At 40.8% G+C, this 13,225-nt stretch carries 12 protein-coding genes; all 12 read right to left on the bottom strand.

What is annotated here, in order from left to right; translation table 11 throughout:
• Nucleotides 1-89 precede the first annotated feature (89 nt).
• The 12 genes from LV85_RS17805 to LV85_RS17860 all read right to left on the bottom strand — a co-directional run bounded on the left by LV85_RS17805 (nucleotide 90) and on the right by LV85_RS17860 (nucleotide 13,148).
• A complete protein-coding gene (locus tag LV85_RS17805; protein WP_111321965.1) occupies nucleotides 90-1,418 on the bottom strand; it encodes a BatD family protein in 1,329 nt (442 codons plus the stop codon).
• Nucleotides 1,402-3,141 (bottom strand): VWA domain-containing protein, encoded by a 1,740-nt coding sequence (locus LV85_RS17810; protein ID WP_111321968.1) that lies wholly within the window; start codon nucleotides 3,139-3,141, stop codon nucleotides 1,402-1,404. The genes LV85_RS17805 and LV85_RS17810 overlap by 17 nt, the downstream gene beginning before the upstream one ends.
• Nucleotides 3,134-4,141, bottom strand: a complete 1,008-nt coding sequence (locus LV85_RS17815) for a VWA domain-containing protein (protein WP_111321970.1) — start codon at nucleotides 4,139-4,141, stop codon at nucleotides 3,134-3,136. The genes LV85_RS17810 and LV85_RS17815 overlap by 8 nt, the downstream gene beginning before the upstream one ends.
• The gene (locus LV85_RS17820; protein WP_111321972.1) at nucleotides 4,131-4,625 is read right to left on the bottom strand and encodes a DUF4381 domain-containing protein; all 495 of its coding nucleotides are present in this window, start codon (nucleotides 4,623-4,625) and stop codon (nucleotides 4,131-4,133) included. Before LV85_RS17820 ends, LV85_RS17815 begins: the two co-directional genes overlap by 11 nt.
• Nucleotides 4,622-5,560 (bottom strand): DUF58 domain-containing protein, encoded by a 939-nt coding sequence (locus LV85_RS17825; RefSeq protein WP_111321974.1) that lies wholly within the window; start codon nucleotides 5,558-5,560, stop codon nucleotides 4,622-4,624. Before LV85_RS17825 ends, LV85_RS17820 begins: the two co-directional genes overlap by 4 nt.
• Before the next feature lie 15 nt (nucleotides 5,561-5,575).
• A complete protein-coding gene (locus LV85_RS17830) occupies nucleotides 5,576-6,544 on the bottom strand; it encodes an AAA family ATPase (RefSeq protein ID WP_111321976.1) in 969 nt (322 codons plus the stop codon).
• A gap of 163 nt (nucleotides 6,545-6,707) precedes the next feature.
• Nucleotides 6,708-7,430: a LytR/AlgR family response regulator transcription factor gene (locus LV85_RS17835; RefSeq protein WP_111321978.1), complete on the bottom strand. Its 723-nt coding sequence runs from the start codon at nucleotides 7,428-7,430 to the stop codon at nucleotides 6,708-6,710.
• Nucleotides 7,427-8,467 carry a sensor histidine kinase gene (locus tag LV85_RS17840; RefSeq protein ID WP_111321980.1) on the bottom strand — a complete coding sequence of 347 codons (1,041 nt, stop codon included), beginning with the start codon at nucleotides 8,465-8,467 and terminating at the stop codon, nucleotides 7,427-7,429. The genes LV85_RS17835 and LV85_RS17840 overlap by 4 nt, the downstream gene beginning before the upstream one ends.
• Nucleotides 8,468-8,639: 172 nt before the next feature.
• Nucleotides 8,640-9,227 (bottom strand): hypothetical protein, encoded by a 588-nt coding sequence (locus LV85_RS17845; RefSeq protein ID WP_146260501.1) that lies wholly within the window; start codon nucleotides 9,225-9,227, stop codon nucleotides 8,640-8,642.
• A 381-nt stretch (nucleotides 9,228-9,608) separates the two neighbouring features.
• Nucleotides 9,609-11,132, bottom strand: a complete 1,524-nt coding sequence (locus LV85_RS17850) for an arylsulfatase (RefSeq protein ID WP_170125631.1) — start codon at nucleotides 11,130-11,132, stop codon at nucleotides 9,609-9,611.
• A 220-nt stretch (nucleotides 11,133-11,352) separates the two neighbouring features.
• Nucleotides 11,353-12,417, bottom strand: a complete 1,065-nt coding sequence (locus LV85_RS17855; protein ID WP_245942363.1) for an HAD family hydrolase — start codon at nucleotides 12,415-12,417, stop codon at nucleotides 11,353-11,355.
• A 161-nt stretch (nucleotides 12,418-12,578) separates the two neighbouring features.
• Complete coding sequence (locus tag LV85_RS17860) at nucleotides 12,579-13,148, bottom strand: hypothetical protein (protein ID WP_111321987.1); 570 nt, start codon at nucleotides 13,146-13,148, stop codon at nucleotides 12,579-12,581.
• Nucleotides 13,149-13,225: the final 77 nt, after the last annotated feature.

Raw genomic sequence — 13,225 nt, forward strand, 5'->3', positions numbered from 1 at the left:
GGAATACGTAATCTGTGACGGATCACTGTGATCTGAAACTTCTAATTGCTAAGCATTGTGGCAAAATCCCATCGAAAATTGAGTCTTTCTTAATCCGGATTGATCCATCCAGAAGATACCACATGCCCACGATTCAGATAGTTCTTTCTCGCTGATTCCCATTCTTTAACCGTCAGACCAGAAAACTGATCTCCTTTACCCCATTTGGCTTCCATAGTTGCTACCTGTCTTTGCAAACTGTCAGACCCATACCTTTTTGCAAAACATGTGGCGCTTGGCTCAGCTAGATCCAAGGCATCTATCCATCGATAAAGCTTCGCTGTGGTCCTCTTTTGATCTCTGCCATGCATAGCTTTCTTAAACTCATGGAAGTAAAATGATTCAGAAATCAAATAAGCAGCCCTTCTCTCCTTCTGATCCAACACTAGTTTGCGAATCAACTTGAAGAGCAAAATCAATATTAAAACCCCAACAACAACTACTACAGCTAGTTTCTTGAGACTCATTCCTAGAATGGTCAAAGGAGCTTTTTCAGCCGTCTCTGCTAATTCTTTCTTTTGAATCGCCTGTAAAGAATCTCTGATACTCGTCAGAACTCCTAAATCCGGATTGGCTGCAACATCAAAAGTCACCGCTTTCAACGTTCTTTTATAAAGTTTTTCGTGAGAAGGATTGTACCAGGTGAAGACTATTTCAGGAATAGTGATTTCTCCCTCCTTTTCAAAAAGATAGCGCATCGACTCCGTCCTGGTCGAACTGATAGAGGTCTTGTCTTTCTGATTTTCCACCTTACTCCGCGAAGGGTATTCACTCACATTTGCCAGCGAGTCCCATTTGATCGGAGGGATAAGTTGAGAAACAGTACCATAAGCTGTCCGAGAAATCTGCCGCTCCAATACATCCCCAACTTTCACATGTTGTCGATCTCCACTCCAACTGTCATATACCTGCAGACCATTTGCCACCAGCCATTGATCTGTAGAAAATGCGGCGGGTGCAGGTTTGACGTTTAGAATTTTTGATTTGGTGTTGACGACATGCTTCGTTCCTTTGTAATCCCCTGGAGCAGGTGATTCCGCCTCGATAGCCAAGGCTGGAAAGTTGAGCTCACCAGTTTCAAAAGGAAATACATTATAAATCAATTCAACACTGGAATAGGTATTCCCATCCTTTTGAAAAGAAGAACTTACCGATCTAAAATACACGGAAAAAGCCCCTTCCACTTTAATGTTACCAAGATCTAGCCCTGTAGTAAACCAAGTGGAAGAAAATACTTTCACCGAGACACTAACGGGCTGACCTACATAAACGCTGTTTTTGTCAAAAGTCACTTCTGCCCAGAGTGTTTGAGCCCAAGCCTGGCTAGAGAGCATAAAGGCAAGGGCGAGAATTGCTAGTAGCTTACCATTTCTTCCCATCTGCCTTTGGTTTAATTTTTTTCTCTTTTACCTGAAACTCAAATTTCTTCTTCAAAAAAAGCGATGGATCATCATCTATTTTTCGCATCAGCATCTTGCCGCCCGTCTGCTGGGTAGTAGCATTCAAGTCATCCGGAACCTCATCCAGTTCCTTGCCCATGTGTATATTTGAAGACACTGTTTCTTCCTGGCGTTGAGTTTCCATATCCTTTTTGGTAGCTTCTTGCCCACCACCTCCAAGGTTTTCCATACTCTCATTTGGAACATTATTATCTTTTGCTTCTCCCTGATTACCATCTTCTCCATCCTTTGCCTCTTCGGCCTTTGCCGGAGTCATAGAATCTTCTCCATGTGGAATCATCTGCATTTGCTTATTGATTTGCTGGGCTGGCGCAAAGCTAGGATCTAGTTCAGCTGCGGACTGAAAAGCAAGTCTGGCAGATAGTGTGTCTCCCGATTGGAAATAGGCCAATCCCAAATTATAAGCTCCATGAGCTGTAGTGTCTTCTTTAAAATCATTTATGGCATCAGCGTAATTTCCAGCTTTGAAATTCGCTACACCCTTACGCATAGGGTCTTCAAATCGCTTTGCCGCCTGAGCATAGTCTCCTTTTTCACTTAACTTTTGACCCTGAAAATCTGGCGTATACCAAAGCCCTGCGATTTTAGAACCATCTGTACAGGAACTTAAGACAAAGAACATTAAGGTGTAAATAACCCAACCTTTTCTAAACCAAAATAAAAGCAAGACCAGCATCGGAATCACAAACAATAGCCCCATATCTCTCCAGGAATTGTCTTTTTCCTCTGGCTTCTCGGTGAATTTGAGATTATCCGATATCGATTTACTAATCAATTCTACATCACTATCATCCAAAGTCAATTGATGAATGGAAACACGATCCAAAGAGCTTAGCTGTGAAATCACCTGCTTGTCAATAGCAGAGTGGACAACATTTCCTTCCGCATCTTTAAAATATGCACGGGAATTTGGCATAGGCACATCTGCTCCAGCATCGGTATTCATGGGCAAGATATCTACCTTGTCCTCATTATCTTGGACAAAGTTCTGAATCGCCGTGAATTCATCTTGATCAAGATCATCCGAAAAAACCAGAACAGTCCCAGGAGCATCAGTGACATTCATCACTGAATCCGCTAGCACAAAAGCCGCCTCCAAATCTGAACCTGGAAAAGGCATAACATTGGGACTTAGACCGTCTATATGACTGGTAATAATCTCATAATCTCTCGTAAGTGGAACGATGGTATGTGCTGTGCCGGCAAATCCAACTAGAGCTACTCGCGCCTGTGGATTTTGCTTTAGGAAATCATTGATCTTGAACTTGGCTCTCTCCAAGCGTGTCGGCTGTAGATCGGTAGCCATCATACTTTGCGAAAGATCCAACAAGATCACAACTGGAGTCTCCAGTATTTTACCCGGGACCTCTACTTTTTTCCAAGTAGGTCCTGCAAGAGCCAAAATCCCGAAACTTAAGCTTAAGAGCAAAATTACCTGCATGCTCAATTTCGTCCCATCACTTCCTTTCTTGATCACAAATGGCCTTAAATGTGGCGCAATCACTTTTTTCCAACTGAACTCCTGACGCATGTTGATCAGACCCATGATAAAAATCAAGGCAACAGGAATTAGTAGCCAAAGAAACTTTGATCTCAAAAAATGAAATGCCTCCCAATCAACTGGGAAAATGTCCTCAAACATAGCTCTCCTCCTTTCTTCCTCTTTGGCGAATCAGTTGAATTAAGGCTCCTATAAATACTGACGCAATTATAAGAGCTATAGCCAAGCCCAAAGGATAATAATAAAGCAAGGTCACTGGCTTGTTTTCCATTTCTTCATACTCAATCGGCTCCAGCTTATCCACCTCATCATAAATCTCCGCAAGCCTATCTTCATCTTGGGCAAGGAAATACTGCCCTCCAGTCTCTGTGGCAATATCTTTAAGCGTTTTCTCATCCAACTCATTGCCTTCTTTCCCAGGATCTCCGATACCGATCGTGTAGATCAGAATTGAATCTTTCTTGGCAAGATCTGCAGCATCCAATGGCAAAACATCATCCCCAGAGTCAATACCATCGGTTAGGATCAGCATGACTTTGGTCTTGATCGTATCCTTTTCAAACATATCTACACCTTTGGCAATGGCTTTTCCAATGTGTGTCATCTGTCCAGCCATTCCCACATCAGCCTCATCGAGGAGTTGCCCTACGGTCTGCAAATCAGGTGTGAAAGGAGCTTGGATATAGGCATTCGTCCCAAAAAAGACCAAGCCCATACGGTCACCCTTTCTCTTCTGAATAAAATCATGCATCACTTCCTTCACAGCATCCCAACGACGGGCTTTCTCTCCATCTATCACCCAGTCAGTTTTAGCCATACTGAAGGAAATATCTGCTGCGATCAGGAAATTACGGGAAGTCTTCACCTTCATCTCTGGCTTGCCAACTAGCTGGGGAGAAGATAATGCTGCCAAAAGCAAAACCCAGCAAATGGTCAAAACCATCCATTGAATAAAATTTTTACGCTTCACCAAGGCTGATTTTCTTGGCTTTTCACCAGTGTAATTCAGTGCATTTTGATAAGTCGGCAAAGTGATGGATGCACTTTTCATCCGTAAAGGCGGTAGTAGCCAATAGATCAACAGTGGCAATGGAAGTAGCCAAAAGACCCAGAGATGCGCTATTTCAAAGTTAGACGGCATGCGTTCTTACCCATTTTTTAGCGTTGGACAAAATATGATGTTGTGCTTCCACAGACAAAGGAACACTCTTATAGATTGCTGTTTGGATAGCATCTTCCTGCGAAAGGATTCTAACTCCTTTTCCAGTTTTTTCCAGAAAAGCCAACCAATCATTCCCAGTTAGATCTCCCACCTTTTCTCTACCAAAAGCATGCATTGCTGCCTGCTTCAGTACTACAAAAATCTCCAGTGTCTGATCTGCCTGCCTTATACTGTCTAATTTCTTTAGCGCTTCTCTTCGGTAATGGTTCCGCTTATAACTTCTCAGCCAAAAGTAAAATGCAATCAACAGCCCTACTAGAATTAAGCCTCCCAAAATTGGCCAGCCGATCGTTTCAAAAGAAAATTTGACTGGATCAGGCTCAAATAAGGGCCCCAATTGAAGTGGCGCTAAGCCTTGACTCAGGCTGTCTTGCTGGTTTGCTATGGAATCTTGAACGTTCATCGCTTCACCCTTCCTTTAAATAGTTCTTTGAGTTGCTGATCTATAGGCTGCACAGTATCCAACTGAAAAATTGGGATTCTATGTTTTTTTAGTTTGCCTTGAAACTTTCGATAATCCTCGTCAAAACCTTCCTCAAACTGATCACGAAGGTTTTTTGCTTTTCCATCTACCGACACTTGTGTCTGCTCATCCCCAGCTACAAACTTTTCATTGGGAATATTCCGCTCGAATGGATCAGCGATTTTTGCCAAAATAACGTCATTATGCTGAGACATGATGATGACCGACTGCAGCATTTTGGGAGAATACCGATGAAAATCGCTGATCAGGATAATCATAAAATCATGCGTCACGATATTCCGAGTCTTCATGGTCACTGCTTTCAGCAGATCATCAAATGAACCCTCCTGATTATCAATCAACTCATGATTTCGCTTGACTATATTCTCAAAAAAACGGAGGATATTTCTTCGATCACGCTTGGGAAACACAATGTCAATTCCCTGATCTGCAAATACAATCCCCCCAACCCGATCTCCTTCTTTCAAAATTCTAAAAGCAGCCAATGCGGCCAGCTCGGCAGCCACTACGGATTTGGTACGTTTTTGTGAACCAAAAAACATGGACTTGGACTGATCGACCAAGATCAAGGCTGGCTTTTCTTTCTCTTCGCTGAAAACCCGTGTATGCGTCTCACGTGTACGCGCGGTTACTTTCCAATCAATATTACGAATATCATCGCCTTTCACATACTGACGGACTTCTTCAAAATCCAATCCCCTCCCTCGAAGCTTTGAGGCATGTTTACCTCCCAAAATGCTTTTGACTTTTTGCTTTCGAGCAAGTAAATTAAAATGGTGGGCATGCCTCTCCATGCTCAATAAATCCTTTAATGAGCAAAAAATATCAGCTGGAAATGTGGTCTCTTTGGCCATGGAAATAGTATTTCTTTATGCCACCACAGCTACTTGCTTGAGAATTTCATCTAATACCTGATCAGGGCTGACGCCTTCAGCATTGGCCTCGTAGCTTAAAATCAAGCGATGTCTTAAGCAGTCATGCACTACGGCACGAACATTTTCAGGTGTCACGAAGTCTTTTCCTTCCATCCATGCGTGCGTTCTGGACGCTCTATCCAAGGCTATACTGCCTCTAGGACTGGCACCAAAGTCCAGCCAGGTATCAAGTTCCTCGGAATATTTGGAAGGAAAACGGGTCGCAGAAATAATATCTACGATGTATTTTTCCATTGCCTCAGAGATTTTGACAGCAGTGATTTCTTTTCTTGCATCGAAGATGACTTGAGGAGAAAGCTTGACTTCTTCCTTCGCCTGCCCTCCAGTACCTTGTTCATTACGATTCAGTCGCATAATCGCCAATTCTGAAGCGTCATCTGGGTAGCTGATGATTACATGCATCAGAAATCTATCCATTTGGGCCTCTGGAAGCGGATAAGTACCTTCTTGCTCTACGGGGTTCTGAGTAGCCATTACCATGAATAGCGGGTCCATTTTATAAGTTTTTCCGGCTACCGAAACTTGCCGCTCTTCCATTGCTTCCAGCAATGCAGATTGAACCTTTGCAGGGGCTCGATTGATTTCATCTGCCAAAATCAAGTTACTGAAGATTGGGCCTTGCTGAAAAACAAATTTCTCTTTGAGCTCAGGCTGATAGATCTCTGTGCCGGTCACATCCGAAGGCAAAAGATCAGGTGTAAACTGAATTCTACTTAATCCACAATCCAGCTCCGAAGCCAAGGTCTTTATTGCTCTGGTTTTAGCAAGTCCAGGCAAGCCTTCCAGCAGCATATTCCCATCAGCGAGGAGTACTAGAATTAGTCGATCAATCAGGTCATCTTGACCGATGATGGATGCGGACATTTTTGATTTAAGATGCTGAATTGATTCTAGTGTGTTCATAGAAATGAATTAAAATAAAAAGCGAATACCCCAAGTTCTAACTAATTTTTATAAACACAAACTCTAAGGACAGGATATTCGTGGATATCTCCTGAAATTAGTAGAGACTTATTACGAATTATTTTTTGCTATGGATGATGCCTAAATAACCAATCCAAAGCCATTACATCCTATTCCTTTTGTTCAATACCACTTCTTCTACCCTTTCTCGGAAAGCATCACCTATACTCAATTCTAGCTCATCTATGAAAATACTGCCCTTCCTAATACTGGTGATTGCATTGAGAGCAACTCCATATGATTTATGTATTCGGAGTAGAAAATTTTCTGGCAGCTCAATTTCTAATTCCTTAAAAGTTATTCGAACTACAAGGGGATGGGCTTCATTTTTCAGGTAGATCTTCAAATAATCTCCAAAGCCTTTTACCCAAATGATATCATCAAACTTCACTTTGTGCTGCCCAAAATCCATGGGGACGAAAAAATGGTCTCTTCCAGTTTTAACAGGCTTGGTGGTAGCTCCAGATTTGAGCAAAAACAACTCATGAGCTCGGTTACAGGCTTTGATAAACCGCTCAAGCGCAACAGGCTTCAACAAATAATCTACCACGCTAAGATCATAACTCTCGATAGCATATTGTTTGTAGGCAGTAATGAAGATTACCAATGGCTTTTTTTCCAGGCTGGCGATAAATTGCAAGCCGCTAAGCCCAGGCATTTGAATGTCAATAAACACTAAGTCAATGGAGTTTGCACTCAATGCTTCCATCGCGTCAAAAGCATTTTCGCAGGAAGCCACCAGGTTCAAATACGATACCTTCTCAATATTAAATTCAAGTAATCGTAAGGCCAAGGGCTCATCGTCGATTGCTAGACAATTCATCATAATTCAAGATCTATTTTTAAGGTAACCGTAAACCATTCTTCCGTTTTATTAATCTCAAGCTTGTGTCTCTTATCGTATAGCAACTCTAACCTTCTGTTGACATTTACCAGTCCAATCCCTGAGTCCTTGTCTTTAGCCAGATCCTGTTCAAGGTATTTGTTCGCTACTTCAAAGACAAGTTGATTATTAACCACCGTTAGGGAAATCTTAATGGTAGGATTTTCGATCATCCCTGTCCCATGCTTAAAGGCATTTTCAATATAGGGAATCAAAAGCATGGGCTCTATAAAGTGCCAGTCCTCTTGCAAATCAAAGTTCACATTCAAGGTCAACCGATCTCCAAATCTAAGTTTCTGTAGGTCCACGTAACTCTGGAGGTAGTCAACCTCGCTTTTTAATCGGACTTTTTCTTCGTCAGTATCATACAACATGTATTGCAGTAAGGAGGATAGCTTCAAAATAGTAGGTTCTAGCTCCTGACTTTTCAATCGGACCAAGGCTACAATATTGTTCAATACATTGAATAAGAAGTGCGGACTTATCTGGGAGCGTAAAAATGCAAGTTCAGTTTTCAGATTTTCCTGTTGCTTTTCTACCAGTTGCTTCTCAGCACTGGCTCTATCAGTCACCATTCTATATAAAATACTGCTCAAAGCTGTTAGTAAAAAAGGAATACTGTTCCCATAAATAGATCTTTCAAAGGAAAATGGCCTCCCAGTGATAATCATATTGTAAAAAGCACTTTGGATCATTAGTATACCTATGAAAATGAGTAGTTCCGCGCCTATAAACATTACCCATTTTTTCTTATACAGCAATTTAGGAATCAGGATAGCTGTATTCATGTAGAACATCCCCATCCAGAAAAATTTTAAGATGGTACTCAAATAAAGGAATTCCATCTCTCTGGCTGAACGAGGTGATCCATCCTTCATTTCATTTGTAAAAATGATAGGCATCAAAAACAATATCAACCAAACAAACCCATGGATGATGACTACTTGATGCTTCTTTACAAATTTTTTGATGGGTATCATGGCGGAGTGTCAATTGAGTTCAATATAGTCTAAAGTAGGTAAACGCCTGAATTGGACTTCTTGAAACTGTGCGGTGATTTGCTAGTAAATGCAAGTTGGAGGACTTAGGTAGGAAAGAAAAAATGACCTCCAATAGCTTAGAGGTCATTTGATCAATAATGATTAAATCGTTTTACAGTATTTCAATCTTGTGCTGATAAGCGCTTTGTCCATCGGATACCTTAATGGTATATTCTCCCTTAAATGCATTTTCGAAATTGAATTGCTTCCCTATTAATACAGTTTTTTTGATGGTTTCATTGAAAAGTAGCGAACCATCTTCGTTTAAGACATCTACGGTTACTTTGTGACTTTCAGGATTGAATAGATTCAATTGAACTAATTCTCCTACTTCTCTAAATACAATCTGATTCACTTTTTCGGAACGATCAATAACTCTAGCTGATGTATTGTCAACTTCAATGGTATAGACCACAGACTTGTTATCATTCTCAGCGCTGAAGTAATAGATACCCTGTTCCAGATTCTTTAGGTTCAATTTTCTGTTGAATGTCCCGTCGCTAAGCTTTTCTGTCAATAAGGTCTCATTCGCTTGATTCACTAATTTGAGCGTTGATTCGGTTGATTCCGCGTCAAAATTCAATACTAGTGTCTTTGGCTCATCTCCATCAGATAGACTAACTAGTGGAGTTTCTGCATTGCTCGTACCGATGATGAAGAAGAGCATTAAAGCTGATGTAATTTTAAATAGCGTTTTCATAGTATGTTTGTTTTTTGGTTCTGCCTGTTAGCAGAAGTGATTGTTTTTGATTTCTGATTCAAACATACAAGGTGAAATCTTCCTTTTTTTGGTTTTGCGGTGAACAGGCTAATCTATGAGACAAACCCTAAAATCACTGCGATAAAAAATATTTACATCTATCCAAATCCCCTGCATTCGGAAGAATTCTGAATAGTCATGACAGCATTTACAAGCTTTATAAGGCAAAGAGGGGCTTGGAATAATCTGGGTTCACTAAGGAATTAAGGTGTTTAGCGTTAGGATAGCCCAAATAAAAAAGGTGTAGCTATAAACCACAGCTTGCTAAAAAAACAAACTGCCGGAATTCCGGCAGTTTGAAAGATATTTTTGAATAGAAAATTACTGTTGTATTGGATGTGAAGTCATAGATTCCACTACTTCATCGATTGATAATGATGAACCTTTCACAGGAGGGAAATCCTTAAAGGTAGCTAAGAACTCAGCGGCTTTCTGCTGAGCAGGTACAAACATCCACATATTATCTGCATACCATTTAATATAGAGAGCAGAATTCCATGACACCTCAAAAGGATCAGCTCTTAGATTGATTACAACTGGCCAACTTGGAGATTTACGGTAAGCTTCAGCAATAGAACCTTCCATTATAGTAAAGTGCAATTTGAAATTATTATATCTGATCGCATTCATGTTTCCAGCTGCATCAAAATAGAAAATCTCTTTTCGTGGAGACTCACTTACTTCGCCTTTGAAATAAGGCAGCATATTGTAACCATCCAAATGAGCTTTGAATGTCTTTCCATTAGCCTGATATCCAGTCAATACTTTTTCTTTGATGTTTGGCTCTCCAGCTGCGGCTACCAACGTAGGCATCATATCCTCATGGGAGAAGATATCATTGTAGATAGTACCTGGCTCAATTACACCTGGCCAACGAATTATACTAGGGACGCGGAATCCACCTTCCCAAGTCGTACCTTTTTCACCAGCAAATGGAGTTGTACCACCGTCAGGCCAAGTAAATTTCTCAGCACCATTATCCGTAGAATACATGATAATAGTATTATCAATTATTCCAAGTTCTTCCAACTTGGCCAAAACTTGACCTATTGCCTTGTCATGTTCTACCATTCCATCAGGGTATAGACCAATACCAGTTACTCCATCACTACCTTCTTCTAAGTGGGTCCACACGTGCATACGTGTAGAGTTTAACCATACAAAAAACGGTTTGCCATCAGCATGAGCTTTCTCTATAAACTCAATAGCAGCATTTGTAAACTCCTTATCCACTGTTTCCATTCTTTTCTTTGTCAATGGCCCCGTATCTTGGATTCTACCATCAGCATAGGAATGTAAAACGCCTCTTGGACCATATTTCTTTCTGAAATCTGGATCCTTCGGATAGTAGTAGCTTTCTGGCTCCTCTTCAGCATTTAAGTGATAAAGGTTACCGAAAAACTCATCAAACCCATGATTGGTAGGCAAATGCTCATCACGATCACCTAAGTGATTTTTACCAAATTGGCCAGAAGTATAGCCATGTGGTTTTAGTAATTCTGCAATAGTAGGCTGGTTTTCCTGAATACCTTGTTTTGCACCCGGCATACCTATTGTCAAAAGACCAGTTCTAAATGGATGCTGACCTAAAATAAAAGCCGCTCGACCTGCCGTACAGGACTGCTGTGCGTACCAATCCGTAAATACCGCTCCTTCTTTGGCAAGACGGTCAATATTTGGAGTTTTGTAGCCCATCATACCCATATTGTAGGCACTTACATTGGACCATCCAATATCATCACCCCAGAGGACAAGTATATTGGGCTTATCCTGCGCCTGCGCCAAAAATGGCATACAGAAAAGTAGCAGAACAGCAGATTTCAAAAGAGTTAATTTGTTTTTCATATGTGTTTAAATAATTAGTTACTAAATCAATTTCCTTTCTAGATTGTCAGAATTCTTTCTGGCCTGCATAAATACTAGAATTTCCTTATAAACTTACAATTTTTCACAAGAACTAACAATTGCCTTTTCATCCTCATTTAAAATGAACTCAGAAAACCAAATTCAATAGGAATATATTCCCTTTTCAAGGCCAAATGATAAGAAACCTTAGCTAATCAACTTACTTTTCTAGCTCATATGGATAAATGACTTTCCAGTCTTTCTGCATGTCTACTACTAGCCAGTTGTACTTAGCTGCATCATCCAAACCTTTGCTCAACTGACCAATATGAGAATCTCGGTCATAAGCCACTTCACGTACTGAATCTGTATGATGGACAATCAATCCAAATCGTGACCCTTCACCAGTGCTGGTATATTGTAACATCTGATAATCACCATCACTATTACCTCCAGCAAATACTGGTCTTTTGCCAATATGTCTATAGATACCAACTGGTTTACCCGCTTTGTCATCGTTAAAATACAATTCAGGAGTTTTAATCAATTCTGGCTTAGCAAGAGAATCCACATAAGTAAGGCCTAATTGCGAGCCTACTACCTGGTAAGGAGGAATTCCATAAGCCTCTTCTGTCCAGGCACGCATAAAGTCAATTCCACCACCGGAAACGATGAAAGTTTTAAACTCATACTCCCTAAGAACCTGAAGCAATTCAAGCATAGGCTGGAATATCATTTCGTTGTAGTGCTTTCCAGTTTTCGGATGGGTAGCCGTTTTCATCCAGTTTTTCACATGTGAATCAAACTCTTCGGCTGACATGCCTGAATGCGTAATAGCAACTGTCTGCAACAAGGCTTTTTCACCTCCAGAAAGAAATCCTTTCATGTCGCCATTTAAAAGCGCACTGATAGAAGCATTATCTTTCCACTCAGGATGCTCTGGAGCCATTCTTTTGACCTCGTCGATTGCAAAGGCCAACTGAAAATACATAGGTTGCTCAGACCAGAGCGTCCCATCATTATCAAATACTGCGACGCGATCAAGTACTGGGATAAAGTCAGGAGAACCTTCTGTGGTCGCTGCCTCCACCCATTCTAGAATTCGAGTGCGTGGAGCAGTTTCCCAAGAAGCCAATTTCAAAGTGGCCCCGGATATTTTTCGTTTTACTGGCTGAATATCATTTTCAACAGGTTTCTCAGTGCAGGAAAAAGAAAGTGCAAGCAAAATAAAAGCGGTAATTGACTTAGACATATGTTTTACAAGCGAGAAATAGTCAAAACTCATATAATTATTGTTTTGTTTAAAAATGAAAATAGCGGAGATTTTTTTACTATTTCGCTACTTGAATCTACCTGATTAATTGCCTTCCTGACCAGCAGTAGTTGACTTCATTACTTCTTCTAAGCTGGAATTGAACATAAGATATCTAGTAAAGACATCAAATCCTAGTTCCCAAATCGTTTCTCCACCCCAATTCCAAAGGAGGTCACATTATATGCATTCGCACGAAAATCCTGTGTCAAGCTCCCAAGCACTGCCCAACCATTTCGAATCTCTACTCCGTACTCAATAGCAAAACGCGTAACAAAGTAATCCTCTCCTTCGGCAAATTCTCCTCCAAAGCCTAGCCCAAAACTCCAATGCTCACCTAGCATGTAGGTGCCCATCAGGGCAGGAGCTATTGGCCTCTCCCGTTCTATTGGTGCACCATCCTCCTCAGACTCAACATAGAAATTCTCATTCAAAAAATCAGTATGAATCCCCAAAGCAAAACGAGTACTGATCCAATAATTATAATCTATAGATACCGAAGGAACCATGTTAAACTGCCTTTTACCCTCTGAATCAGTTCCTTGACCAATTCTCGCATGTCCAATAAAGAACGCTATGGTATGCTTTCCTTCGGATTCTTTAGGCTCCTCAGATTCAGCATTCACTTTTTCTTCCTGCGCAAAACATAAGCTGCTGCTGAGCCCTAGGCTAATGGCAATTATAAAAAACTTGAATTTCTGCATTATTAAATCTTGTTAGTTTCTTTGAATAGGCCTACAACCCAATATATCTTCAGCTGCCAAAGTCACAAAATTACAAA

Origin of the sequence: Algoriphagus chordae (genome assembly GCF_003254055.1) — a bacterium.
GTDB lineage: Bacteria > Bacteroidota > Bacteroidia > Cytophagales > Cyclobacteriaceae > Algoriphagus > Algoriphagus chordae.